Source organism: Collinsella sp. TM04-29 (assembly GCF_003466565.1).
In the GTDB taxonomy this organism is placed as follows: Bacteria; Actinomycetota; Coriobacteriia; order Coriobacteriales; family Coriobacteriaceae; genus Collinsella.
This window is the reverse complement of record NZ_QSPW01000002.1, coordinates 20768-46627: the sequence shown is the minus strand read 5'-3', so window position 1 is coordinate 46627 and position 25860 is coordinate 20768. Positions and strand designations below refer to the sequence as shown.

Annotated in this window: 24 protein-coding genes and 3 tRNA genes; 11 read left to right on the top strand and 16 right to left on the bottom strand. The window is 57.9% G+C overall.

Annotated elements, in window-relative coordinates:
* Nucleotides 1-64 precede the first annotated feature (64 nt).
* The 13 genes from DXD39_RS05810 to DXD39_RS05750 form a co-directional block, all read right to left on the bottom strand.
* Entirely contained in the window at nucleotides 65-514 is a 450-nt protein-coding gene (locus DXD39_RS05810; protein WP_089572580.1) for a hypothetical protein, read from the bottom strand.
* Between the two features lie 30 nt (nucleotides 515-544).
* The gene (locus tag DXD39_RS05805) at nucleotides 545-901 is read right to left on the bottom strand and encodes a hypothetical protein (RefSeq protein WP_117638157.1); all 357 of its coding nucleotides are present in this window, start codon (nucleotides 899-901) and stop codon (nucleotides 545-547) included.
* A 30-nt stretch (nucleotides 902-931) separates the two neighbouring features.
* On the bottom strand, nucleotides 932-1432 hold the full coding sequence (locus DXD39_RS05800) for a bifunctional nuclease family protein (RefSeq protein WP_117769724.1): 501 nt from the start codon (nucleotides 1430-1432) through the stop codon (nucleotides 932-934).
* Nucleotides 1433-1616: 184 nt separating this feature from the next.
* Nucleotides 1617-1693 (bottom strand) — tRNA-Ile (locus DXD39_RS05795).
* Between the two features lie 4 nt (nucleotides 1694-1697).
* Nucleotides 1698-1773: transfer RNA gene (locus tag DXD39_RS05790), tRNA-Ala, on the bottom strand.
* Nucleotides 1774-1840: 67 nt separating this feature from the next.
* Nucleotides 1841-1917, bottom strand: a tRNA-Ile gene (locus tag DXD39_RS05785).
* Between the two features lie 298 nt (nucleotides 1918-2215).
* Complete coding sequence (gene gyrA / locus DXD39_RS05780) at nucleotides 2216-4927, bottom strand: DNA gyrase subunit A (RefSeq protein WP_117803574.1); 2712 nt, start codon at nucleotides 4925-4927, stop codon at nucleotides 2216-2218.
* A gap of 208 nt (nucleotides 4928-5135) precedes the next feature.
* Entirely contained in the window at nucleotides 5136-7166 is a 2031-nt protein-coding gene (gene gyrB / locus DXD39_RS05775) for a DNA topoisomerase (ATP-hydrolyzing) subunit B (protein ID WP_117803448.1), read from the bottom strand.
* A gap of 105 nt (nucleotides 7167-7271) precedes the next feature.
* A complete protein-coding gene (locus DXD39_RS05770) occupies nucleotides 7272-7835 on the bottom strand; it encodes a DciA family protein (protein ID WP_117803447.1) in 564 nt (187 codons plus the stop codon).
* Entirely contained in the window at nucleotides 7822-8928 is a 1107-nt protein-coding gene (locus tag DXD39_RS05765; RefSeq protein ID WP_117803446.1) for a DNA replication/repair protein RecF, read from the bottom strand. The genes DXD39_RS05770 and DXD39_RS05765 overlap by 14 nt, the downstream gene beginning before the upstream one ends.
* 8 nt (nucleotides 8929-8936) lie before the next feature.
* Complete coding sequence (gene dnaN / locus DXD39_RS05760; RefSeq protein ID WP_117647803.1) at nucleotides 8937-10040, bottom strand: DNA polymerase III subunit beta; 1104 nt, start codon at nucleotides 10038-10040, stop codon at nucleotides 8937-8939.
* 238 nt (nucleotides 10041-10278) lie between these two features.
* The gene (locus DXD39_RS05755) at nucleotides 10279-12003 is read right to left on the bottom strand and encodes a DnaA ATPase domain-containing protein (protein ID WP_117803445.1); all 1725 of its coding nucleotides are present in this window, start codon (nucleotides 12001-12003) and stop codon (nucleotides 10279-10281) included.
* Nucleotides 12004-12018: 15 nt separating this feature from the next.
* Nucleotides 12019-13347: an ATP-binding protein gene (locus DXD39_RS05750; protein WP_117803444.1), complete on the bottom strand. Its 1329-nt coding sequence runs from the start codon at nucleotides 13345-13347 to the stop codon at nucleotides 12019-12021.
* A gap of 345 nt (nucleotides 13348-13692) precedes the next feature.
* On the opposite strand from DXD39_RS05750, the gene rpmH reads away from it, so the two are divergent.
* The 9 genes from rpmH (at nucleotide 13693) to DXD39_RS05705 (ending at nucleotide 18733) form a co-directional block, all read left to right on the top strand.
* Nucleotides 13693-13827 carry a 50S ribosomal protein L34 gene (gene rpmH, locus DXD39_RS05745; protein ID WP_019127408.1) on the top strand — a complete coding sequence of 45 codons (135 nt, stop codon included), beginning with the start codon at nucleotides 13693-13695 and terminating at the stop codon, nucleotides 13825-13827.
* 20 nt (nucleotides 13828-13847) lie between these two features.
* Nucleotides 13848-14186 carry a ribonuclease P protein component gene (rnpA, locus tag DXD39_RS05740; protein WP_006236191.1) on the top strand — a complete coding sequence of 113 codons (339 nt, stop codon included), beginning with the start codon at nucleotides 13848-13850 and terminating at the stop codon, nucleotides 14184-14186.
* The gene (gene yidD, locus DXD39_RS05735) at nucleotides 14183-14407 is read left to right on the top strand and encodes a membrane protein insertion efficiency factor YidD (RefSeq protein ID WP_117584026.1); all 225 of its coding nucleotides are present in this window, start codon (nucleotides 14183-14185) and stop codon (nucleotides 14405-14407) included. Before rnpA ends, yidD begins: the two co-directional genes overlap by 4 nt.
* 29 nt (nucleotides 14408-14436) lie before the next feature.
* Nucleotides 14437-15207: a YidC/Oxa1 family membrane protein insertase gene (locus DXD39_RS05730; RefSeq protein ID WP_117803443.1), complete on the top strand. Its 771-nt coding sequence runs from the start codon at nucleotides 14437-14439 to the stop codon at nucleotides 15205-15207.
* A gap of 45 nt (nucleotides 15208-15252) precedes the next feature.
* Nucleotides 15253-15822: a R3H domain-containing nucleic acid-binding protein gene (locus tag DXD39_RS05725; RefSeq protein ID WP_117786710.1), complete on the top strand. Its 570-nt coding sequence runs from the start codon at nucleotides 15253-15255 to the stop codon at nucleotides 15820-15822.
* A gap of 96 nt (nucleotides 15823-15918) precedes the next feature.
* Nucleotides 15919-16656 (top strand): 16S rRNA (guanine(527)-N(7))-methyltransferase RsmG, encoded by a 738-nt coding sequence (gene rsmG / locus DXD39_RS05720; protein WP_233541123.1) that lies wholly within the window; start codon nucleotides 15919-15921, stop codon nucleotides 16654-16656.
* Between the two features lie 134 nt (nucleotides 16657-16790).
* A complete protein-coding gene (locus tag DXD39_RS05715) occupies nucleotides 16791-17591 on the top strand; it encodes a ParA family protein (protein ID WP_117803441.1) in 801 nt (266 codons plus the stop codon).
* On the top strand, nucleotides 17584-18489 hold the full coding sequence (locus tag DXD39_RS05710; RefSeq protein WP_199572141.1) for a ParB/RepB/Spo0J family partition protein: 906 nt from the start codon (nucleotides 17584-17586) through the stop codon (nucleotides 18487-18489). Before DXD39_RS05715 ends, DXD39_RS05710 begins: the two co-directional genes overlap by 8 nt.
* Nucleotides 18479-18733: a hypothetical protein gene (locus DXD39_RS05705; RefSeq protein WP_117716217.1), complete on the top strand. Its 255-nt coding sequence runs from the start codon at nucleotides 18479-18481 to the stop codon at nucleotides 18731-18733. Before DXD39_RS05710 ends, DXD39_RS05705 begins: the two co-directional genes overlap by 11 nt.
* A 198-nt stretch (nucleotides 18734-18931) precedes the next feature.
* Here the strand turns inward: DXD39_RS05705 and rlmN are convergent, their stop codons facing one another.
* Entirely contained in the window at nucleotides 18932-19984 is a 1053-nt protein-coding gene (rlmN, locus tag DXD39_RS05700; RefSeq protein ID WP_117803440.1) for a 23S rRNA (adenine(2503)-C(2))-methyltransferase RlmN, read from the bottom strand.
* Between the two features lie 85 nt (nucleotides 19985-20069).
* Here rlmN and DXD39_RS05695 point away from each other — a divergent pair, with 85 nt between their 5' ends.
* On the top strand, nucleotides 20070-21035 hold the full coding sequence (locus DXD39_RS05695) for a D-alanine--D-alanine ligase (RefSeq protein WP_117803439.1): 966 nt from the start codon (nucleotides 20070-20072) through the stop codon (nucleotides 21033-21035).
* Entirely contained in the window at nucleotides 21029-23923 is a 2895-nt protein-coding gene (locus tag DXD39_RS05690; RefSeq protein ID WP_117803438.1) for a helicase C-terminal domain-containing protein, read from the top strand. Before DXD39_RS05695 ends, DXD39_RS05690 begins: the two co-directional genes overlap by 7 nt.
* Here the strand turns inward: DXD39_RS05690 and DXD39_RS05685 are convergent.
* Nucleotides 23920-24843 carry a YafY family protein gene (locus DXD39_RS05685; protein WP_117803437.1) on the bottom strand — a complete coding sequence of 308 codons (924 nt, stop codon included), beginning with the start codon at nucleotides 24841-24843 and terminating at the stop codon, nucleotides 23920-23922. The genes DXD39_RS05690 and DXD39_RS05685 overlap by 4 nt on opposite strands.
* Nucleotides 24824-25846 (bottom strand): YafY family protein, encoded by a 1023-nt coding sequence (locus DXD39_RS05680; protein WP_117803436.1) that lies wholly within the window; start codon nucleotides 25844-25846, stop codon nucleotides 24824-24826. Before DXD39_RS05680 ends, DXD39_RS05685 begins: the two co-directional genes overlap by 20 nt.
* Nucleotides 25847-25860 lie beyond the last annotated feature (14 nt).

Genomic DNA, 25860 nt, shown 5'->3' with positions numbered 1-25860 from the left:
CAGCGATACAACGCTCAGCGGGAATATTGAGCCTTTTACCGAAAACTCGTTTATTTTAGCGATTTTAGATGAGAGGGGTTTCCTCACCTGCAGGTTCAGGGTCGCTCCACATAAAACCATCGCCGGCACCCATGCCCTCATACAGCACATATGCCGAAAAACCGCTCTCGAGCGTCGTCTCAAAGAAACTCACGAGCAGAGCGTCGTGGTAGCCGCCGTCAATCTCGACACAGCCGGTATAGCCGATGGCATAGCGGGCGATACGGCCCAGGCCCTCGTCCTTAAGACCCATCTTGTGCTCGGAGATAAAGTTGGTGGCGGCCTCGAGGCATGCCTCCTCGCCATCCTCGTCAAGCGCGGCCAGATAGCGGTTGGAAGCAGCGTCCTCGATCGCCACAACTACGCCCGGATTCTCACCGGCGGCAAGGTCGTCCAAGAACGCACCAATCAGGTCACACACCATGGCGTCGAGCTCGGCGGAGACGTTGCCGGCGTCCTGCATATCCTGTGCCATCTCTAGACCTTCCCATCGAATCCGGCGTCGTTACAGTTCTTGTGCCTCGGCAGCGATCTTGGCGGCAGCGTCGCGGGCGCGCACCATATCCATTGCGCGCTTGTCGAGTACCTTGATCTGGTTGGTCAGCATTACCGCATCGACCACACCCCAGATTACCAAGCCTGTTGAAATCGAAAACCCAAGCGCACCAACTGTACCACGAAGACGAGAACAGATTACCGCGACAAGGGCGGAGATGATAACCATCTTGATATAGGAGCCGCGGCGCTCGCGAAGCGTGCGGGCCTGCGTCACATAGGCGATGCGAGCCGCCTCGGATGCCTCCGAGCGCATCTGGGCTTCACGCGCGATGGCGGCCGCTTCAGCCGATACGCGGGTACCCATCAGCAACCTCTCCGCTCGCGTGCCAGACATTTAGAAATCATCGGGGGAGAGCGTATGGACGAACTCGTCGAACTTCTCGAACTCCTGCTCGTCGTCAACTTCCTCGGCATGGGCAGAAACGGTACCCAGGCGATTCATGATGTCGTCCTCCACAAACATGGGGGCATTACTGCGCACGGCAAGGGCGATGGCGTCGCTGGGGCGGGCGTCAATCTTGCGCTCGTCACCATCGACCAGCACGACAATCGTCGCATAGAACACCGGCGGCTCGGCACGAACGATCTCGATGCGCTCGAGCTTGGCGCCCAGGGCATCGACGGTGTCAAGCAGCAGGTCATGCGTTATCGGGCGCTCGGCGCGACCGCTATCGATGCCACGGCTAATTGCCGCGGCCTCAAACGAGCCGGTCTGAATGGAAAGCGAACGCAGCGGTGCCGTCGAATCCGACTTGCCGCAGCGCTCGCGAAGCACGATAAGCGATGGCACGGGACCGGCGGCCATGACGATGGTCTCTATGTCGACGCGAACCATGGAACACCTCCGGTACGTAGCGGTTAACACGCGGCAGGGTCGCCGCATTGAATAGCTATACTACCCAATCTTTCGCCCAGCACACAAAATCAAAGTAGTTAATTTGGGACGGGGCTATTTTGACTACTTTTGTTGGATAAGAAAAAAGCCCCGAGGCAATGCCCCAGGGCTCTTAACGTTTTGATGGTGGACCTGACAAGATTCGAACTTGTGACCTCCCGGTTATCAGCCGGACGCTCTAACCAACTGAGCTACAGGTCCATCATGGTGGAGGTTAGGGGGATCGAACCCCTGACCTCAGGCTTGCAAAGCCCGCGCTCTCCCAGCTGAGCTAAACCCCCACGGAGAAAGTAATAAACACCCCAGCGGCGACTCGGCTCTCGCTGGGGTGTTTATTGCGAAAGAAAGTGGTGGACCTGACAAGATTCGAACTTGTGACCTCCCGGTTATCAGCCGGACGCTCTAACCAACTGAGCTACAGGTCCATCGCGCAAGGGATATATTAGACGAGTCGTTACGCGCGCGTCAACAACTTTTTTGAAAATCTTTGAGGGGTGTGTCAGACGGCTGGGCGAGATAGGTTAGGTTTGCTGCTCGGGCAGTCCTGCGCAAGACGAAGGCCACATTAAGTGGCCTTCTTTGCGTGCGGAACTCGCGACAAACCTAACCCATCTCGCCCAGCCGTCTGACACGGGGCTCCAAGCTTGTCAAAAAAGCGGTCGGCGCGCAGGTGCGCCGACCGCCGATATATGGGGTCTGATATTTTCTACCAGCTAGGGCCTCTTACTCGTCTAGGAGATCCTCTGGCATGTCGTTGCCGTCGCCTAGGTCGACTGGGGCCTCTTCGGTGTCGGCTGCGGCCTCGGCGCCTTCGCCTTCGGGTTTTTCCTTGGCTGCCGTCATGCGGGCTACGGCGCAGATGCGGTCGTTGTCGTCGACGGTCATCATCTTGACGCCCTGGGTAGCGCGGCCAGTCTGGCTGATCTCGTCGGTCTTGACGCGAATGACCGTCGCGCCCTCCGTCACGATGAACAGCTCGTGCTGCGGGCCCACCGTCTTCATGGCCGCGAGGTTGCCCTTACGCTCGGTCATTTGGATGGTGTAGACGCCCTGGCCGCCGCGATTCTGCTCCGGGTAGTCCGCGACCGGCGTGCGCTTGCCGTAGCCGCGCTCGGTGATGACGAACAGATCGCCGTTGCCGTTAGTGACTTCCATGCCCAGAACGCTCACGCCGTCCTTCATACCGATACCGCGAACGCCGCTGGTATCGCGACCGGTGGCGCGCACCTGGTCCTCGGGGAACATAATCGCCTTGCCCGCGGTGGTTGCCATGATGATCTTGTCACCCTCACGCACGCGGCGTACAGCGAGCAGCGCGTCGTCGTCCCTCAGGTTGATGGCGATCAGGCCATCACGGCGGCTACGGTCGTAGGCGCTCATCACGGTCTTCTTGACCATGCCGCTCTTGGTGGCAAACATCAGATACTCGTCGGCGGGGAACTCGCGGCAGCTGATGACACTCGCAATCTTCTCGCCCTCCTCGAAAGGCAACAGGTTGACGATCGCGGTGCCGCGCGCCTGGCGCGTACCCACCGGCAGCTCGTGCACCTTCAGGCGATAGACCTTGCCCTTGCTCGAGAAGAACAGCACGTACTCGTGCGTGGACGCGATAAACATCTCGTCGATAACATCGTCCTCTTTGAGGTTGACGCCCGACACACCCTTGCCGCCGCGCTTCTGGGCGCGGTAGGCGGCCACCGGGATGCGCTTGACATAGCCGGTGTGGGTGATGGTCACGACCATGTCCTCGTCGGCAATCAGGTCTTCGACGTCCAGGTCCTTCTCCACATGGCTGATCTCGGTGCGGCGCTTGTCGCCGAACTTCTTGGAGATCTCGCGCATCTCTTCCTTGATGACGCCCAAGATTTTCTCCTCGTGCGCCAACAGGTCCTCATAGTAGGCGATGGCGCGGCGCAAACCGTCCAGCTCTTCCTGAATCTTGTCGCGCTCCAGGCCGGTCAGGCGGCGCAGCTTCATCTCGAGGATGGCCGTGGTCTGCTCGGGCGTAAAACCGAAGCGCTCGATTAGGCGACTGCTGGCCTCAGAATCGGTCTGCGAGGAGCGGATGATGCTGATGACCTCGTCGATATGGTCGAGAGCCATCAGGTAGCCCTCGAGGATATGGGCACGCGCCTGGGCCTTCTTGAGATCAAAGCGGGTGCGGCGGGTGACTACGTCGACCTGGTGGTCGATGTAGTGCTGCAGCATCTCGCGCAGGCTCAGGCATTTGGGAACGCCGTTGACAAGTGCCAGGTTGTTGGCGCCAAAGGTCGTCTGCAGCGAGGTGTACTTATACAGATTGTTGAGCACGACCTGCGGAATGACGCCCTTCTTGAGTTCGATGACCAGACGGATACCCTTCTGGTTGGACTCATCGCGCATATCCGAGATGCCCTCGATGCGCTTGTCGTTGACGAGCTGGGCGATCTTCTCCTGCAGAGTGCCTTTGTTGACCATGTAGGGAATCTCGGTAAAGACCAGGCGGCTACGGCCGGTCTTGGTGGACTCCACATGAGCCTTGGCGCGCACGGTGATGGAGCCGCGGCCGGTCTCGTAGCTCTGCCTAATGCCGGCACTGCCCATGATGATGGCACCGGTGGGGAAGTCCGGACCGGGCATGATCTGCATGAGCTCGTCGACGGTGGCGTCGGGGTTGTCGATCAGGTAGCACGTGGCTTCGATCGCCTCGGTAAGGTTGTGCGGGGCGATGTTGGTGGCCATGCCGACGGCGATGCCCTGGCTGCCGTTGACCAGCAGGTTGGGGAAACGCGCGGGCAGCGCCTGGGGCTCGGCGAGCGACTCATCGTAGTTGGGCTGCCAGTCGACGGTATCCTTCTGCAGGTCGCGCAGGAGCTCCATGGCGGGCTTTGCCAGGCGGCTCTCGGTGTAACGCATGGCGGCGGCGCCGTCGCCGTCGATGTTGCCAAAGTTGCCGTGACCGTCGATGAGCGGCGTGCGCATGGAGAACCACTGCGCCAGGCGGACCATGGCCTCGTAGACCGCGGAGTCGCCGTGCGGATGGTACTTACCGATAACTTCGCCGACCGTCCAAGCGGACTTCTTGTGCGGACGGTTGGGGTAGATGCCGCTCTCGTTCATGGCGTACAGGATGCGACGGTGCACCGGCTTTAAGCCATCGCGCACGTCCGGCAGGGCGCGCGCCGTGATGACCGACATCGAGTACTCGATGAACGACTGCTTCATCTCGCGGCCGAACTCCGAAATCTGGAGCTGACCGCCGTTGATATCCTCGCCGGCCGAGGCGCCACGGTCGACTTCGCCAAAGCTCTCCTCGAGCTCGGCATCGTCGTCTTCTTCCTCATCATCATCGGCATCGGGGTTATAGGCATCCGGATCGCCGTCCTCGCCCTGCTCAGCGCGGGCAAGCAGGCGCTTCAGATCATCGGGCATACCAGCGTCGCCGGCCTCGTCCATACCCTCGTTGTTGTTGATATCGTCTGCCACGTTACCTCCTCATGGTTTGCGTGGTCCATTAGTTCCCTACCACGGAGACGGATTACCGGGAATGCCGGATAACCCTCCTAGGTTTTCCAGGTGCCCCAGGTTGCCCTGAAGGATGAGGGCGCACGCCTTGCGTGCGGCGCCCGAAATCCTGAAGGGCAAGATGGGGTGCCTGGGAAAGCTAGGCGTCTAAGAATCGTGCGTCGTGGGCGTGCTTCTCGATGTACTCACGGCGATAGCCGACCTCGGAACCCATCAGTTCGCGCACGGCACGGTCCGCCACCACGGCGTCCTCGATCGACACGCGCTGCAGGATACGGGTCTTGGGGTCCATCGTCGTCGAGGCAAGCTGCTTGGGGTCCATCTCGCCCAGGCCCTTGTAGCGCTGGACGGTATAGCCTTTGCGCTTCTTGGTAATTTTGCCGTCCTTGGCCTTGCCGTCCTCGTCGTTGTCGTCGGGGTTCAGGCCCAGGCTCTGAATGGTGTCGCGCAAAATCTCGTCTTCGGGCTGGCGGCCGTTGGGATACACGTAATGGATCTTGTTGCGCACCTTAATACCAAAGATGGGCGGGCAGGCAACATAGACATAGCCGGCATCGATCAGCGGGCGCATGTACTTGTAGAAGAACGTCAGCAGCAGGATGCGGATATGTGCGCCGTCAACGTCTGCATCGGTCATGATGATGATCTTGTGGTAGCGCGCCTTGGTAATATCGAAGTCGCCGCCGTCGCCGGCGCTCGTCGTGACGCCGCAGCCGATCGCGGTGATCAGCGACTGGATGGTGTCGCTCGAGAACGCGCGGTGGTCGCCCACGCGCTCGACATTCAGAATCTTGCCGCGCAGGGGCAGAATCGCCTGGATGTCTCGGCGACGGCCGTCCTTGGCCGAACCGCCTGCCGAGTCGCCCTCTACGATAAAGAGCTCGGTCAGCTCGGCATCGCGCACCGAGCAGTCGGCGAGCTTGCCGGGCAGCGAAGCCGTCTCGAGCAGACTTTTGCGGCGGGTCGCCTCGCGCGCCTTGCGAGCGGCGTTGCGGGCCTTGCAAGCCTGCTGGGCCTTCTTGACGATCTCGCGGGCGGGCTTGGGGTGCTCCTCCAGATAATCGGTCAGCCCATCGGTCACAATCTTGAGCGTGAGCGCGCGCATGTAGGAGCTGCCGAGCTTGGCCTTGGTCTGGCCCTCAAACTGCGGATCGGGCAGTTTGACCGAGATGACGGCCGATAGGCCCTCGCGCACATCGTCGCCGGTCAGGTTGGCGTCTTTTTCCTTGAGCAGATTCTGCTTGCGGGCGTAATCATTAATCACGCGGGTGAGCGCGGTGCGGAAGCCCTCGAGGTGCATGCCGCCCTCGGGGGTGTAGATGTCGTTGGCAAACGACATGACGTTCTCGCCGTAGCCGCTATTCCACTGCAAGGACACCTCGACCTCGCCCATCTTGGTCACGGGCGCATCCGGATCCGATTTGCCCTCGATATAGATGGGCTCCTTAAAGGCCTCGGGGACATCCTTGCCCTCGTTGAGGAACTTGACGAAGTCGATGATGCCGCCGGCATAGCAAAACTCCTCCACATGGGGAGTCGCCTCGCGCTCGTCGGTCAGCACGATCTTGAGGTTCTTGTTGAGGAATGCCGTCTCCTGCAGACGGTTGTGCAGCGTGTCGAAATCGTAGATGCAGGTCTCGAAGATCTCGTCGTCGGGCCAGAAGCTGACAGTGGTACCCGTCGTCTCCGAAGTGCCCACGACCTCCATCTTCTTGACGGTCTTGCCGCGCGAGAACTCCATCTCGTAGATGTTGCCGTCGCGGCATACCTGTACGACCACACGCTTGGACAGGGCGTTGACGACGGAGATGCCCACGCCGTGCAGTCCGCCCGAGACCTTGTAGGCCGAGTTATCGAACTTACCGCCGGCGTGCAGGATCGTCATGACGACCTCGAGCGTCGGGATCTTTTTGATAGGATGCTCGTCGACGGGGATGCCGCGACCGTTGTCGACGACCGTGATGGAGTTGTCGGCGTGGACCCTCACCTGAATCTCGGTGCAGAAACCGGCCATGGCCTCGTCGACGGAGTTGTCAACGATCTCCCACACCAGGTGATGAAGACCGCTGGCGCTCGTCGAGCCAATGTACATGCCCGGGCGCTTACGAACGGCCTCGAGACCTTCGAGAATCTTAATCTCGCCGCCATCGTAATCGTTTTCGTTTGCCACACGTCCTCCTTCAGTTAAGAAAATGTGTATAGCCTTACTAGTTTATCGTAAAAAAATACCCTCGGGGACGATGGTATTTGGCTCTACAAGGCCACCAGATGCGATTTAAGGCTCTTTTTTGCCCTGCACGCCCTTGGCCCACTCGGCACTGGCTCTCATGGCGTTCTCGAGGGCCTCGCGCAGTTTTTGGTCTTCGATGGGCGCCACTTGGCGCTCAATCTCGGTGCGCTCGGCCTCACTTAGGTCGGCGTGCGGGGCCGGCGGGCGCTCGGTCGTCGCCGGGCGCAGGCGCTCCTTGGCGGCGGGCGGTGTGTGACCGGGTGCGGTGGTTTTGAACACCAGGCCGTCTACATGCGCACCGGCGCGCTCCATGCGCGCGCGGATGATCTCGCGCAACAACGTCATTTCCTGCGTCCACGAGGGCGAGTCGAGATACACCAGCAGCTCATTGGACTCGGGCAGGTAACGCAGCCCCGTCACATGCCGCCCCTCGCGCGTGCCCGAGCACACCGCATTCCAGGCGCGATAGACCGCACGAGACTCCTCTGCAGCCTCCATCTGCGCACGGCGCTCGGGTGTCGCGGCCGTCAGGATGCGCTGACGCTCGGCATCCAAAAAGCCGCCAAAGGCAACCGTTCCGTTCTCGCGCTCGTAATTAGCACGTCTCACCCATGTTCACCACCTTGGCTCGATCAAGCAGGTCATCGGTAAAGTACCCCAGGTTGGTCGTGGTTATGACCGTCTGGATATCATCGCCGATCAGCTGCAGAAAAGCGCCTCGACGCCCGGCGTCAAGCTCGCTCATCACGTCGTCCAAAAGCAGCAGCGGTGCGGTGCCCAGGATATCGCGCGCCACGGCCACTTCTGCCACCTTCCAGGCAAGCACCAACGTTCGCTGCTGGCCCTGGCTGGCAAACGAACGGGCCGATCGACCCGCGACGGAAAACTCAATCTCGTCGCGATGCGGACCGACGAGCGTCACGCCGCGGCGGATCTCCTCGTCGGCGCGCTCATCGAGCGCCGAGAGCATGTGCTCATACGCCCAGCCCCTGAGCTCGTCGCGATCCTCGGTGCCAGGCAGGTCGCCAAGCGTGGACACATAGGACACGCCGGCGGGCTCGCCGGATGCCACGCGGCCATAGGCATCGCGCACATGACCCGACAGCCGGTCGAGCAGGGACAGACGATGCACGAGCAGGGCCGAACCGGCGCGGGCGATAGATTCGTTCCAGGCGCCGAGCATCTCGCGGCAGCACCAGGTCTCCTTGAGCAAGGCATTGCGCTGGGTCACGCAGCGCCCGTAGGCACTGGCCAGATCGGCATAGCGCGCACTCAGCTGAACGCCAAAGTCATCAAGTGCGGTGCGGCGCACGCTGGCGCCCCGCTTGACCATATCCAGGTGGTCCGGGCAAAACAGCACGCTCGGCAGCACCCCGCGCACGCCGGACGCAGCGCAGCGCTTGCCGTTGCGGCTAAACGAACGCTTGCCGTCTTCCACGCTCAGTCCCATGTCCAGCACACGCCCATCACCTTCGAGCCTCAGCTCGACCTTGCATGAGCCCGTGCCGTCGTGCACGAGCTCTGCTGCGGTCGGATGCCTAAACGAGGCGCCGCTCGTCAGCAGCTGCAGCGCCTCTATGAGGTTGGTCTTTCCCGCCGCGTTGGGACCCGCGAGCACTGTCACACCGTCGCTCAGGGCAAGGCGATAGCTGTCGAAGCTGCGGTAGCGCGCAACGGAAAGATCGCGTGCGAACATAGTCATGGGCAGTGCTAGATGCGTACCGGCATGACCAGGTACAGGTAGTTGATCTTGTCGTAGGACTTGAAGATGCCAGCCTGCGAATAGCTCTTGAGCTCCAGCGTGATCTCCTTCTCCTTGGACAGGGCATTGAGGCAGCCAAAGATGTAGTGGTAGTTGAAGGCGATGGTGCCCGACTCGCCCTCGGCCTCGACATCGATCGTCTCCTGTGCCAGATCCTGGTCGTTGGAAATGGAGGACAGGCCCATCTGGCCGTTCTCGACGTCAATCTCAAACTTGACAGCGGGGTTGGCGCTCGCGATAACGGCCACACGCTTAAGGGCGGCGTTAAAGGCGGCTACGTCGATCTTGACGCTCGTCACGCACGAATCGGGGATGAGCTGCTTGTAGTTGGGATATACGCCCTCGATGCGGCGCGACACGTAGGTGGTGTTGCCGGCCTCAAAGACAACTTGGGTGTCGGTGGCGCCGATCATGATGGTAGCCTGACTCGCCATGATGCTCAGCGCGTCGTTGAAGGCGTCGGCAGGCACGTTGAGCTCAAAGGAACCTTCGAGGGTCGAGGTCTCGACCTGCGTATCGCACACGGCCAGACGGAAGGAGTCGGTCGCCACCAGGCGCACAGTGTTGTTCTCGACCTTCATGTGCACGCCACCCAGGATGGGGCGGGCCTTGTCAGTCGAGGTGACACGCCATACGCGACTTACCATTTCGGACAGGATATCGGTCGGCAGCTCGACGGCGCTCTCGATGGCGTATGCCGGGAACTCGGGAAAGTCGTTGGCATCGAGCGTGTTGAGGCGGAAAGAGCTCTTCTCGCAGCCAATCAAAACCTGACGCTCGGACAGCTCAAAGGTGACCGGGGCATCGGGAAGGGTCTTGGTGATGTTGGAGAGCATCTTGCAGGGAATCACCATCTCGCCCTCCTCTTCGACATGGGCCGCAATGCGATGACGAATCGAGATGGTGTAGTTGGAGGTCTGGAATTCCAAGATGCCGTCTTGTGCCTTAACGAGCACGCCCGACAGAATGGGAAGGGTGGATGCCGAAGCGACGCCTTTCATAACGACGCCGATGGCTTGCGTAAGCGAGCTCTGGCTGACGGTGAACTTCATCTTTTAATACCTTTCTATAGATATAAATATCTTAATAATAGTAATAGTACTGACGAAACTGTTGATTACTCCTAAAAGTGCAGGTCAGCCCTAAAAAGAGAATCGACAGGAACCTGTGTGCAACCGGGCATGTTTTCCACGTTCAAAACCTGCGCAAAACTTTTCATCACCGCGGCTCGAGTTTTCGACATCTTATAACCGCCGTTTCGACAAGTTTTCAACAGCTGTGTCCATTTACCTACGAGCGCAGTGTAATTTTATCGCGCAACGACTTGAGATCTTCGGTGACAGTCCGGTCTTCCTGAATCATCTTCTGAACCTTTTTATAGCTCGTGCTGACGGTCGAGTGGTTGCGGTTGCCAAACTCGGCGCCCACGGCCGTCGTCGTCATCTCGCACATTTCGATCGCCAGGTAGATAGCGATATGGCGCGCCTTGGCGATATTGGCGTTGCGGCGAGGCCCGATGAGTTCCTCGTGTGTCACACCGTATTGCTCCTCGATGACGGACTGGACCGTCTGCACGTTGATCTTCTTGGCCGATGTGTCGAAGTACTGGTTGGCGATGGCGTCGATGTCGTCAAAGGTGAGCTCCCCGCCCTCGCGCTCGCGATCGCCCGCTTCGCCGGCACAACGCTCGCAAAAGCTCTCGAGCTCGCGAATGTTGGTGCCCGAGACCTCGGCCATGTGTTTGAAGTGCGCGTCGGTCAGATGTCCGCCGTCGCCCCCGTAGGCCGCCAGCAGCGAGTCGTTGCCCGCCTCGGGTGCGGCGGCGATCGTGTTCTCGTAATAACGCTGCAAAATCTTGTACTTCATTTCGTAGCTGGGCTCCGCCACCAGGCACAGCAGACCGGCATTAAAGCGACTGGTCAGGCGCTCATCCATATTAAGGTCCTTGGGGGCGCGGTCGGCGGCGATCACGACTTTCTTGTTGTTACGGATAAATTCGTCCATCAACTGGAAGAAGTAATCCACACTCGCGCGCTTGCCAATGATGTTCTGGATGTCATCGATGATAAGCACGTCGACGCCGTGGTACGCCTGCATAATGGGGGCGTTGCTCTTCTTTTGGCGGTCGAATTCCGTCATCAAGTCGTCCAGATACGCCTGCGAGTTGGCGTACTTCACCTTGATCTCGGGCGATTTCTCTGCCAGCTCATTTTTGATGGCGAGCAGCAGGTGCGTCTTGCCCAGGCCCGATTTGCCGTAGATGAACAGCGACGTGCAGGTACCGGGCGTGTCTGCAAGCATGGCGAATTTGAGTGCCGATCGGTAGGCAAGGCTGTTCTCCGGTCCGAAGACGAAGTTTTCAAACGTGAATTTCGAATTCGCTGCGAGGGGCGCCCCGTCCGCGTTTTTCTCGACTGCCGCCGGGGCCGCCGCCGAAGGTGCTGCCGGCGCTGCGGACGAACTCGCGCTTTTCGCCGGTGGCCTGCCGTTCATTTGGGTCATCATGCGGCGGAAATCGTCAGCGGACAACGTGTTTTTGATTGCAATGCCCGATTCCTCGCCGGGTGTCGCCTCGTGTGCGACGGGCATATGCGTTGCGGTCGGGATGGGCGAGGGGGCTGACTCTACCGCCGGTGCGAACGAAGCGGTCGGCTGCGGCGCCATGGTTTCACGGGAAACATCGTCGCGTCGAGCCTCGGGCACCGGCGTCGCCGCTGCGGTGGCGGTCGCTACCGGGTGAGTGTCCGGGGCCGTATTTGCCGAGGCACCTTGCGGTGCCACGATATTGAGCGCAATCGGTGCAAAGGCGATTTCTTCTAGGTACGCCTCGATGGTCGGCTGATGCTTTTTGAGCTGAGCGATGGCAAAGCGTGAAGGGGCCTCAATCGTCAGAGTGTCCTCGGTCAGGCTCACGGCGCGCGATTGTCCCAGCATATTGATGAGGCGTGCATCTTGGCCGTCGCGCTGACAAAAGGCGATGGCATCTCCCAGGATGATGCTTGCTTCCTCGTCCACTGTCTCTCCCGTTCCTTAGCTTTGGGCTCGCACGCGAGCGCTGCCTATTTCGGTCAGATGATATTTCTGGCCATGTTTGATTACCAAGCCGGCCTGTGCCAAGTCGTTGAGCGTTCGCGACCACGTGGGCGCTGAGTTTCCAAACGCTCGTGCCAGGTCGGTTGCGCCACACTCTTGGTTTTGAGCCAGATAGCCCAGTGCCGCTTCGCCGCGCTCGCTCACAAATACGTCTTGCTGCGGCTGTGCATATTGATTCGCCGCATTAGGATACATCATTTGAGCTGCTGGTTGTTGAGAACTCTGCATGGGCAGCAGCTGCTGTTGAAAACTTTGCGGCCACTGTTGATAAGGCTGCGGAGGCATCTGCTGGGCCCATGGGTTGTACTGCGCCTGGGGCATTTGTTGGTATGGCTGCTGGTATCCCTGAGGATACTGTTGGGGATACGGCTGGGCGTATCCCTGCTGCGGCATATATTGGGGAGGATACCCTTGCGGGTACGGTTGATAGCCCATTTGCGGGGCGTTTGACATGGCCGCCGCCTGCTGCACGGTGCCTGTGTCCAGATCTGCCGAGCCTATGCCCTCCGGCATGTTTTGCATTGCGTTGCCCAGCGGTGCCTGGGGGTCTTGCATGGGAAAACTTCCAGGCTGCTGCATCTGCTGCGCCGCGGGCTGCTGTGCAAACGTGTTGGTTAGGGGATATGCCTGCTGCTCTGCTTCGGGTCGCACGGCTGCCCCGCGCCCGCCGGCACGCTCGATTTCCTGCACGCGCTTGGGGTTCAGACTTACCGTCACGACGGTGCCGTTGCCCATGTTGTCCTCGATGGAGACGGCGCCGCCGGCGTTTTCCAAGTACTCCTGTACCATGGGAAACCCGGCTCCGGTACCGCGGATATACCGTTTCATCTTGCTGTTTGCGCTGGTTACGCCAAAATCGAAGGCACGCTCTTTGTCGTCGATGCCCGGACCCTGATCGGCAAAGCGGATGGTATCGCCACCGTCGAGAATCGAGATGATGGGCTCTGCAAAATGCGCGTGGATAAAGTTTTCGACAATCTCGCGGATAACCATCAGCGAGATGCGTCCTCCCTGCTCTTTCATGCACTGGTAGACGGTGTTGGTTGTCTCTTCCAAGTAGGTGCGCACGTCTTGCGGTTCGATGACGATGACGCGCGGTGTCGACAACATGTCGTCGTAGACCGCGATGCGCGCTGCATACATGGCCTTTGGTGCTTGTGCGGTGACCTGCTCACCCTCGTTGCGTTTTTCGCGCACGCCGGTGATGTGCTCGTTGTCGGGTGCCGGATCACCGGAATCGACCATGGTGTAGAAGTCGTCAGACATGCCGCTCGCAATCTTTCAAAAGGTTTTGAACAAATAGTAGCTCACCGCGCAATGTTTCTCATCTTTCGACAAGTTTTCAAAACCTGTTGAAAACTTTGGAAAACGGACGAAAAGTTCTCAACATTTCCAACACGACCTGTTGAAAACTCGATGAAATTTCGTGAAAAGTTGCCTGCAGCCTCAAATGCCGGTTCTGCTTATGGGGGAACCGTGTACTCTTTGCAACCTTTTACCTTTGATTTCTTGACATTTGAACATTGATTTCCCTACAATCTTCAAGCTCACGTGTCTATATCTGCGTCCGCGTCCCCGCGGACACTCGAAATGCAGCAGGAGGAACTTAAGATGAAGCGTACGTATCAGCCTAATAAGCGTAAGCGTGCCAAGACCCATGGCTTCCGTGCCCGTATGGCCACTAAGGGTGGTCGTGCCGTGCTCGCCCGTCGTCGCGCCAAGGGCCGCAAGCGTCTCACTGTCTAGCAGCGATACACACATCTCGCATGAAGACTATTAAGTCTCGGCAAGATTTCGAGCATGTGTTCAGTCAGGGGCGTCGTTTCAATCACCCTCTGATTCGAATGACCATATGTGAATCGGTTGGCGAAGGCGACTCCGGAAGGGTCGCCTTCGTTGGTGCTAAACGACTCGGTTGTGCTGTGGTGCGCAACCGATCTAAGCGTGTGATGCGCGAGGCCGCTCGCAGCTGTGGATTTCCCGTTGCGGGTTATGACATCATCTTGTTCGCGACTCCCAAAACGAGGGTTTCCTCGCCGCAGGAGATGGACAAGGCGTTGCGTTCGCTTATGAAACGCGCCGGCGTTGCCGGGGAGGAGCGATGAGCAATCACGTTTTGCGACGTGTTGCCATCGCTCCTATTCGCATATATCAACAGGTTATTTCGCCCTTATTGCCTGACGCCTGCATTTATTACCCAACGTGCTCGCAATACGCTATCCAGGCGATTGAGAAGTACGGTGTTTTGAGAGGCTGCTGGCTTGCCGTGAGGCGCATCGCTCGCTGCAATCCCCTGCACGTCGGCGGTTATGACCCTGTGCCTTAGCGGGCACTCGCTATCGGAGGAAAACTTACATGTGGGATTGGATCGTTAACATCCTTTTTGAGCTGCTCAAGCTCATCCAGACCTTTGCGGTCGACTGGGGCCTGTCCATCATCATCCTGGTGGTCATCATCCGTCTGCTGCTGACGCCGCTTATGCTCAAGTCGACCAAGTCGACGGCTCGCATGCAGGTGCTGCAGCCTAAGATGCTCGAGATCCAGGAGCGCTATGCCGACGATCCCCAGCGTCAGGCCGAGGAGATGCAGAAGTTCTACAGCGAGAACAAGTTCAATCCGCTGGCCGGCTGCCTGCCGCTTCTGATTCAGATGCCCATCCTTATCGCCCTGTTCACGCTTCTGCGCAACCTGCCGCAGTACTTTAACGAGGGCACGTTCTCGTTCTTTAACATCCTGCCCGATCTGACCACCACGCCGAGCGCCTCTTTTGCCGATGGCTTTATGGTTGCGCTGCCTGCGCTGATCTGCCTGATCCTGTTTGCTGTCTTGACCCTGATTCCGCAGCTGTATATGTCCCGCAATCAGACTGGTCAGCAGGCCCAGAGCATGCGCATGATGGCTGTCGTCATGACCGTCATGATGCTTTGGATGGGCTGGAGCCTGCCCGTCGGCGTTCTGCTGTACTACGATGTGTCTTCTGCCTGGCAGGTTATCCAGCAGATCTTCGTGACGCAGAAGGTTATCGACAAGGCCAAGGCCGATGAGGAGGAGCGCCTCAAGAACGCTCCGCTGCAGGTCGAGGTTACCCGTCGCGAGAAGAAGCCGCGTCCGCACAAGAAGAAGTAGTCGGGATATCAATCTTATTTAGGTACCTAACTTTTGGAGTACGTTATGTCTGAAGAGATCATCGAGGATATGCTTGAGGAGGTTGCCCCGCAGATTGCGGGCGATTATCCCGAGATTGCACAGCGCTACAAGGCCGGTGAAGAGCTGACCGATGAGGAGCTCGACACCATTGCCGATGTTGCGATTTCCATTCTGCGTTCCATCCTTTCGCACTTCGATGCCGCCAACTCTCCTATTGATGAGTACGAGGGCGACGAGGGCGAGCTGATTTTGGATGTTACCGCTCCTGATCTTGCTGTTCTCATTGGCCGTCATGGTCGTACCCTTGATGCTCTTCAGGTCATGTTCTCTTTGCTGGTGAGCCGCAAGCTCGGCTTTAGGTATCCGGTTGTGGTTGACGTTGAGGGCTACAAGAGCCGTCGTCAGGACAAGGTTGCCTCAATGGCTCAGTCGGCCGCCGAGCGTGCCATCCGTACCCATAAGAGTGTTTCGCTTCCGCCCATGAATGCCTATGAGCGCCGACTGGTTCATATTGCACTTCGTGGCAATGATGCCGTCGATACCCATTCTGAGGGTTCTGACCCTGATCGCCATGTGGTGATTGTTGCTCGATAATCTACTCGAGCTTATGCTAAGGGGGCGTGGTTTCCACGTCCCCTTTTTTTGTCAAAAGTTCTCGATACACTGATTTTTGTCAGAAAGGAGCTTCTGTTGTTTGTACTTACTGATCAGCAGGCTGACGAGATGCTCAGCCGTCTAACTTCCTATTGCAAAGAGTATTCCTTGAGCGTAACTGATATTGAGCTAAGGAAATGTATTCAGCATTTGGATTTGGTTCTGGAAACAAATAAGACAACCAATCTCACTCGTATTCTTAACGTTGAAGATGCTGCGGTACTTCATATCCTCGACTCACTTGTTTTGCTTCCTTATGTCAATAAGGCTCCTGATGGAGCTTTGCTCGATATGGGAACAGGCGCAGGCTTCCCTGGTATTCCATTAACGCTAACCACGCATCGTAAAGCTACTTATATTGACTCTGTTGGCAAAAAGGTTGATGCTGTCAATTCTTTTGCTCATGCTCTCGGATTGAAATATGGTCATGCAGTCCATGATCGCCTTGAAGAATATGCTCGAAGCCATAAGAAGCAGTTCTCTGTCGTAGCCGCCCGCGCACTGGCTCCTCTACCGATTCTTGTTGAGTATGCGGCTCCGTACCTCAAGGATGGAGGGCTATTTGTTATCACGAAGGGCAATCCATCGGATGAGGAGCTTGCTTCCGGCATGTCAGCAGCTAAGATCTGCGGCTTCACTTTGCTTCTGAATGACGCAATCGATTTGCCTGAGGGCTTGGGCCACAGGGAGTTCATTGTTCTTAAGAAGAGTCATCCGGCATCCGTTTCATTGCCTCGTGCAAATGGCATGGCAAAGAAGAATCCGCTTGCCTAGATGTTTCACGTGAAACATAATGGATATTAACAGCTTGTGGTGTTTCACGTGAAACATGGCGGTTGATATCGAATCGGAATGTTTCACGTGAAACATCCTCCGTTTGACAGCTTTAATACACACCAGGAGGGACCGTGGGATTTCGCGACGTTAAGCGTTCGAAGAGCGCAAAAGACACGCGTGTTATTGCAATCATCAATCAAAAAGGCGGCGTCGGTAAGTCAACGACGGCTGTAAACCTTGCAGCAGCGCTGGGTGAGCAGGGTCGCAAGACACTGATTGTCGATTTTGATCCGCAGGGTAACAGCACCAGTGGATTTGGAATTGAAAAAGAAGACCTCGATCAGTGCATCTATGATGCATTGCTGAATGACGTGCCGGCAGAATCGCTTGTTCTTGATACAAATTGCAAAAAGGTATTCGTTATTCCGGCGACAATTCAACTTGCAGGCGCCGAAATTGAGCTCGTAAGCGCAATTGCTCGTGAAACCCGCCTCAAAGATTTGCTTGAGCCGATTCAGGACGAGTTCGATTTTATATTCATTGATTGCCCTCCTTCGCTCGGCTTGCTTACTATCAATGCTCTGACCGCAGCAGACAGCGTTTTGATTCCGATTCAGTGCGAGTATTACGCACTCGAGGGAGTTACAAAGCTGCTTGAGTCAATGAAGATGGTCAAATCGCGCCTGAACAAGGGCTTAGACACTTACGGCGTGCTTATGACGATGTTTGACTCGCGTACTTCTCTGTCTAATCAGGTTGTTGAGGAGGTTCAATCGTACTTTGGTGATAAGGCATTTAAGACGCTGATTCCTCGTACGGTTAAAATCTCCGAAGCTCCGTCTTTTGGAGAACCGGTAATTACCTATGCACCTCAAAATAAGGGTGCAAAAGCGTATATGAACCTTGCAAAAGAGGTGATCAAGCGTGCCTAATGCAAAGAAACGTGGAGGATTGGGACGTGGACTCAATGCTTTGGTCTCAGAGGCAGAGTATGAGACCGGTAGTTCGGCTGCATCGGCTTCAAATGCCGCATCTGAAACTAAACTGCCTATTGAGGATATCGTTCCCAACCCTAATCAGCCGCGAATTCATTTTAACGAAACTGAACTTCGAGAGTTGAGCGAGTCGATTCGGGAACATGGGGTTTTGCAGCCTCTGTTGGTTCGCAAGCATGGAAACGGCTATGAGATCATTGCTGGTGAGCGCCGTTACCAGGCGTCAAAGCTTGCTGGTCTTGAGGAACTGCCTGTCATCATTAAGGAAGTTAATGATGAGGAGATGCTCGCTCTTGCTCTTATCGAGAATCTTCAGCGTTCTGATTTGAATCCCGTCGAAGAGGCGAAGGGTTATCGTCAGCTCATTGATGCCAGCGGTATGACACAAGAGGCGTTATCAAAGGCTGTCAGTAAGTCTCGTTCTGCAATTACAAATTCACTTCGTTTGCTAGATCTTCCCGAAGTCGTACAACAGATGATTTTCGAGGGCAAGCTTACTGCGGGCCATGCGAGAGCGATTCTTGCAGTTCCATATGAAGATGCCAGGATTCGACTTGCTGAGAAGGTTGTTGCAGAAGGTCTTTCCGTTAGAGCGACAGAAAATCTTGCTCCGTTGTTTTCTGCCGGAGAGACGCCAAGGACTCCGAGGCCAGCAACACCTCAGTCATTCAAAAAGGCCGCTCGAGTCCTTCGTCAAGTTTTCAACACGAATGTTCGTGTGAAGAGCTCGCGTGGCAAGAACAAAATTGAAATCGAGTTCAAAGACGAAGAAGAGCTCTCCCGTATCCTTGGCGAGATGATTCAATTTGGGCAGGAGGATCAGGATGAAGAGTAAGGTTCTCGCGGTCATTGCGTTTGCAACCACCGTCGCCGCCGGTGCTTTTGCTGGTTATAAGATTGCGACAGATGATGAACTGCGCGGTCGACTGCTGCGCGGAGCTCAGGATATCGTCGATACATCTAAGAAGAAAATGGATGTGATGACCGAAGATGTCGCTATGCGCACTGCTCAGGTGACTAAGAATCCCAAGATTAACCAAGACTGGGTTAACCATCAGTGGGAAAATGTTGGTTATTAGGTACCTAACAATTATTTGCCTGTTTTAAAGGGGTCCTTGTCTGATTTGGGAGACAAGGACCCCTTATTTTGGCCATAAAACTAACCTTATGTAAATCAAATTCAATAGTATAGATATAAATGAAACAGTCCTGGTTGCATTATTTGCAACCAGGACTGTCGGATGTTTCACATGAAACGTTATGGGGTACAGACTCCCCTATGCGTTCTTCTGGACCTTGAAACGTTGCTTCAGCTGACCGCAGGCGGCATCAATATCATTGCCGCGAGAATTACGGATCGTGGTCTCGATACCACGAGACTCAAGGCGGCGCTGAAGATCCTCGACCTTATGAATCGGCGACGGCTTGAGCGGGCTGCCCTCGATGTCGTTAAGCTGAATCAGGTTAACGTGGCACAGCGTTCCCTCGCAGAAGTCGCAGAGTGCCTGCATCTCGGGATTCGTATCGTTGACGCCTTCGATCATGGCATATTCATAGGTCGGGCGGCGGCCAGTCTTTTCGGTGTAGAGCTGAAGCGCCTCGTGAAGGCGGAGCAGCGTGTACTTCTTAATACCGGGCATGAGCTTGTTGCGCGTCGACTGGATGGCGGAGTGCAGGGAAACGGCAAGCGTGAACTGCTCGGGGATGTCGGCAAATTTGCGAATACCGGGAATAACGCCGCTGGTAGAGACGGTGAGGTGACGGGCGCCGATACCGATGCCATCGGGGTCGTTGAGGATACGCAGTGCCTTGAGAACCTCGTCGTAGTTGGCAAACGGCTCGCCCTGGCCCATGAAGACAACGCTCGTGGCACGCTCGCCAAAATCGTTGGATACATGAAGTACCTGGTCGACGATCTCTTGAGCGGTCAGAGAGCGCTTGAGGCCGTTGAGACCGGTAGCGCAAAAGGCGCAGCCCATGCCACAGCCTGCCTGGGTGGAAACGCAGACGGAAAGCTTGTTACGACGGGGCATACCGACGGTCTCGACGGAAATGTCGTCGTGGTACTCGAGCAGATACTTGCGAGAACCATCTTTAGAAATCTGCTTGGTGAGTTCAGTCGGCGTGTCAAAGGCAAAAGCCTCTTTAAGCTGCTCGCGGAAAGCCTTGGGAAGGTTGGTCATATCGTCAAACGAACAAACGTTCTTCTCAAAGACCCATTCGATGAGCTGCTTTGCGCGGAAGGCGGGCTGGCCAAGTTCGGCCACAAGCTCGCGAATATCGTTTTGGCTCAAGTCGCGAATGTCCTGAGATTTAGTCCTGGGATTCATGGAAGCCTTTCGATTTTGGGGAAACGTAGAGGGTATCGCTACAATATGGTATCAGCTGCAGAAATTATAGAGGAGGAGTCTGCCCATGCCGGGTAAAAGCCTAGAGAACATGCACGTAGCGGTCTTGGCGGGCGGTCATTCCGCTGAGCGCGAGATTTCGCTCAATTCGGGAAAGAACGTCGTGGCGGCCTTGAAGGAGGCCGGCTACACTTCGGTGGAGCTGCTCGACACGGCTGCCGATGACTTTATGGTAACCATGGCGACCGGTGGTTTCGACGTGGCGTTTATTGCCATGCACGGTGCCGGCGGTGAGGATGGTGCCATGCAGGGTGCCATGGAGACCCTGGGTATCCCCTACACGGCCTCGGGCGTGCTTGCCAGCGCTTGCGGTGCCGACAAGGAGGTCTCGAAGCTCCTGTACGCCAAGGCGGGCATTCCCATTGCCCCCGGCCTCGCGCTCGAGGCGGGCGATGAAGTCGATATCGATCATATCGTCGAGGTTTGTGGCGAGCGCTGCTTTGTGAAGCCGGCCGTCAACGGTTCCAGCTACGGTATTTCCCTGGTCCATGAGCCCTCCGAGCTGCCCGCGGCAATCGCCAAGGCGTTTGAGTACGGCGACAAAGTGCTGGTCGAGAAGTGCATCGAGGGTACCGAGATCACCGTCGGCGTATACGGCGAGGATGACGTGCGCGCCCTGCCGATTGTTGAAATCCGTAAGCCCGAGGACTGCGAGTTCTACGATCTGGACGTGAAGTATGTCGACCCTACGGACATCCATCGCATTCCGGCGCAGATTTCACCCGAGAACTACGCTCGTGCTCAGGAGCTCGCCTGTGCTGCCCATAAGGCACTCGGCTGCCTGGGTATCTCGCGCAGCGACTTTATCGTGAGCGAGGATGGCCCCGTCATCCTCGAGACCAACACGATTCCCGGCATGACCGATACATCGCTGTATCCGGATGAGATTCGCCACACCGATGACATGACGTTCCCGCAGGTGTGTGACAGTCTGATTCGTATGGGACTTCGTCGAGCGGGCGTTGCATGCTAATCGAGGACGCTGTTTCGTCGGGAACGCCGCAGTTTGTCATCGACTCCTATGCCACGCTTGCCGAGCGCGCCAAAACCCAATCGTTTGGTCTCATCGAGGAAGATGTTATCGTCCTTGATACCGAGACCACGGGTCTTTCGGTGCAGGACAACGAGCTTATCGAGATATCAGCGGCCCGCCTTTCGGGCCGCGAGGTTGTCGATCGGTTCGATACCTTCGTGCATCCCAAGCAGCTGATTCCCGCCGAGATTACCGAACTCACGAGCATTACAAACGCCGATGTGGTGGATGCCCCATCGGCCGTCGAGGCCGTGGCCGCTCTCGCCGATTTTGTCGGCGGCTGCCCGGTGATTGCGCATAACGCCACCTTCGACCGTTCGTTTATCGAGTCGGTCAAGGGCGGTGTCAACGTCAGCGACATCTGGATCGATTCGCTGGCGCTGTCGCGCATCGCGCTTCCGCGCCTGGCTTCGCATAAGCTGTCTTTCATGGCCGACCTGTTTGGCTGCGACTCGGTATCGCACCGCGCCAACGCCGATGTCGACGCCCTGTGTGGTGTGTGGCGCGTGTTACTCGTGGCGCTCACCGACTTGCCTCAGGGCTTAATGGCGCGCCTGGCCGACATGCACCCCGACGTACCCTGGTCCTATCGTCCCATCTTCTCCTTCTTGGCGGGACAGAACCCCGGTTCTATCTTCTCTCTCAGCGCCGCTCGTGCTGACGTTCTCAAGGCCGATCGGGCCGATGATCGCGTTGATGCGGACGAGCTACCGGTCCTTAAGATGCCGAGCCGCGAGGAAATCGAGGCGGACTATGCGCCGGGCGGCCTGGTTAATCGCATGTATCCCACGTACGAGCCGCGCGATGAGCAAATCGCGATGGCGCTCGAGGTCCGTGACGCGCTCGTTACGGGAACGCATCGCGTGATTGAGGCGGGGACGGGCGTCGGCAAGTCGATGGCTTACCTGGTGCCTTTTGCCGAGGCCGCGCGCCGCAACAATATCACGGTTGGTATCGCGACTAAATCGAATAATCTTGCCGACCAGCTCATGTATCATGAGCTGCCCAAACTTGCCGAGCAGCTGGACGGCGGCCTATCGTTTTGCGCCCTTAAGGGCTATGACCACTATCCATGCTTGCGTAAGCTTGAGCGCATGAGCCGTGGCCAAGTCGAAATTACGACTAAGCGTGATCCTTCCGACACGCTTACGGCAGTCGCGGTCATCATGGCGTACGTGTGTCAGTCGGCCGATGGCGACCTCGATTCGCTCGGCATTCGCTGGCGCAGCGTCAACCGTCCCGACTTTACGACGGCCTCGCGCGAGTGCGCCCGTCGCCTCTGCCCGTTTTTCCCCGATAAATGCCTGGTCCACGGCGCCCGCCGTCGCGCGGCGCATGCCGATGTGGTGGTCACCAACCATTCCCTGCTGTTTCGCAATGTTGCGGCCGAGGGCAGAATCTTGCCTCCGATCCGTCACTGGGTGATCGATGAGGCCCACTCCATCGAGCGCGAGGCACGCCGTCAATGGGCGCGCGTGGTGTCGGCGGATGAATCGCGCGTTCTGTTTGAGCGCCTGGGTGGCTCGAGCACCGGTGCGCTGAGCCAGGTTTCCCACGATTTGGCAACCTCGGAGGGCTCTACGCTCTACCTGGGTCTTACCGCCAAGGCGACGTCGACAGTTGTGCGTGCGAGCATGGCAATCGCCGACGTGTTCGATGGCGTTCGCGAGCTCGGCCGCCGTGCCCGTGGGGGTTATGACAATGCCAATCTATGGATTGGCCCCGAGTTGCGCGAATCTGACGACTGGCATGATTTCTTACAGTCGGCCTACACAGCCATCGACGCATTGGAACAAGCTGACAAAAGCGTCGAGGCGCTGGTGCAAGCCGTCGCCGCCGACAAGCCCGAGGTTGTTGTCGACCTGGGTGATATCTCGCGCCGCCTGCACGAGCTGGTCGAGAACCTCAAACTCATCATTGATGGCACCGATGAACACTACGTATATTCGCTGCAGGTCAATCGCAGGTTGCGTGCCGGCGGAGAGTCAGTGACCGCAGAGCGCATCGACATTGGCGAGGCCTTGGCAACCGAGTGGCTGCCCGAGGTTCACACGGCTATCTTTGCCTCGGCAACCATGACGGTGTCCAAAAGCTTTGAGCACTTCAACCATGCTGTCGGCCTCGATCGTATCGGTGCCTCGACATCATCGTCGCTGCACTTGGATTCGAGCTACGACTTCGATTCGAATATGGCCGTGGTCGTGGCTGGGGATATTCCTGATCCGCGCGACCGCGAAGGCTATCTTACGGCGCTCGAGCGCGTGCTGGTCGACGCTCATCTTGCCATGGGCGGATCGGTGCTCACGTTGTTCACCAATCGGCGCGACATGGAAGACCTGTACGCCCGCGTTGAGCCCAAGATGGCCCGTGCGGGTCTGGAGCTCAACTGCCAGCAGCGCAACTCATCTCCTCGTCGCCTGCGCGACCGGTTTATCAACGAGCCGACCTCGTCGCTTTTTGCGCTTAAGGCCTTCTGGGAGGGGTTTGACGCCAGCGGCGAGACGCTGCGTTGCGTCATCATTCCCAAGCTGCCGTTCTCGAGCCCCACGGACCCGCTCTCGTGCGAGCGCAACCTGCGCGAAGACCGCGCTTGGGCGCGCTATTCGCTGCCCGAGGCGGTGCTCGAGGTTAAGCAGGCGGCCGGCCGCCTTATCCGCTCGTCGACCGATTGCGGCGTGCTGATTCTGGCCGACCCGCGCCTGGTGACGAAGGGCTACGGGAAGAAGTTCTTAACGTCGCTGCCCACGAGCTCCTACCAGCGCATCGAATCGGCGCAGATCGGGCACTATCTGCAACTGTGGCGCGCACGTCACGAGCGGCGGCGCTAAAGCGGACAGACGAGGGTTTTTGCCATATCGCACAGACGCTTTGACAGGGCGGGGTCATCCAAGATGCGGATGGCTCCGCCCGCTGCGATTATCTGGCTCAGTAGCCAACGCTCGGAGCCGTAATGCACGGTTACCGTTGCCGTGTCTGCCCCGCCGCGCTCGATGAGGGTGATGCCGGCCCAGTCCAGATGCTCCGCCATATCGAATGGCATCAGGAGCTTTGCGCTACGCTGCGTCCGGGCAAGGGAATCGTGGAGGGATGCGACGTCCGGTGCGTGAGGCACGACGGAGTCTTCCGTCAAGGTGAGTCCCTCGATTTTATCCATGCGATAGGTGCGCTGCTCATCGACCGCGATGTCCCAGGCAATTAGGTATGTTTGGTCGCCGTTTACCGTAATGCGCAAGGGGTCGACCAGACGCTCGCGTGGCCGCGCATCGTCCATCGAGCGATACGAGATGCGGCAGCGAACGCCGTCCTGAATGGCGCAGCTCAGCTGCTGCCAGTGCGACCCGTGGTTGACGGTGTCAAAGACGCGCTGGTTATAGCCGAGCTCTTCGGGCAGAAGAGCATGTCGAATCCGAGCCGCCGCCTGGGGCTCGATCCCCAACGATTCAAGTTCATGGTTGAGCACAGCGCCTTCGGCGGCACTCAGGCGCAGCGGTAGCACACGCCCGGCGTCACCGGTGAGGACCACACGCTCGCCGCGGCATTCGCAGATGATGCGCGCGCCCGATTCTCGGTCCGCGAGCGTCGAGACGATCTCGAGAATCTCGTCGAGCGACACCCCCGTGATGTCAAAGCGGCTGCAAATCTCGGTTCGTGTCATGCCGTTCTCGCCGGCGGCGTAGAGGGCCTCCATGATGTCGATGGCGCGCGAGAGTCTCTGCTCGCTGGTGAGTTTACGCACGGGCATGCTCATGCACCGTCCTTTCAATGAGGTGGTTCCACGCCTGCTTGAGCGATTTGGGGGCCATGGGCCTCATGCCGTCCGTGGCGTGGGCCATGCAAAATGAGGCGGCGGCTTCAAGGTCACGCACGTCAACGGTCCAGGTCCATCCCGCATCGGTGTGTGCGAGCTCACCTCGCCCGCGCGTGAGGCCGTTGATCATATCGATCTGCGTCTGAGGGGCGAACGAGAACGTGGCTGCAACGGGCGGTCGGTCGGCAAAATCGAATTCAAAGAACAGATAGTCGTTGAGATTGAAGTCCGCGGGGATGGCGTAGGCCTTCGAAGGACGCCAGGCGCGAACGATACGGTCGCAGCGGAATGTCCTGATGTCGTCGGTGACATTGTCGAGGCCGCAGAAGTACGCCACGCCCTCGCGCTCGAACATGCCGTAGACGCAGACGGTACGTTCTTTCTGCTCGCCGCGTCCGTTCTGATATAAAAATCGCAGCGCGCACCGCTCGGCAAAGGCGCTCCATACCGCATCGACGGTGGGAGAGCGGCGGATCGGTGCATCGTCCACCGCCGACATGCCGGTGAGGTAGGCAATCTTGGAGCGAATATCGGCAAGCGGCGCGGCAAAGGTGGATGAGCCGGCCGCTAACGTCTGGTCGATGGCGTTGAGCAGGATATCGGCGTCGTCTGCGGTGATGAGGCCGCCTGCAGCAAACGTGTGCTCGCGGTCGATTGTCCACGAGCTTTCCTCGGTCTCCTGCGCACTGGCGGGGCGAACCTCCTTGATTAAGATGCCACGCTCGAGCAGTTTGTCACGATCGCGCCGAAACTTGCGCTTATCCGAGTCGATATTGCCCGAGCCATATCCCAGGTCAGAATCCAAGACGATCTGCTCGGTCGTCAGCGGTTCGGGGGAGCTGTTGAGCACAAAGAAAAGATTGAGGATGCGCTGAGCCGTTTTATCGAAACTTGGCTCCGAATTCCCCTTTTTAATTGTCGCGGTCGCGTCGCTTGCCGTCATAGAGTCCTCGCATG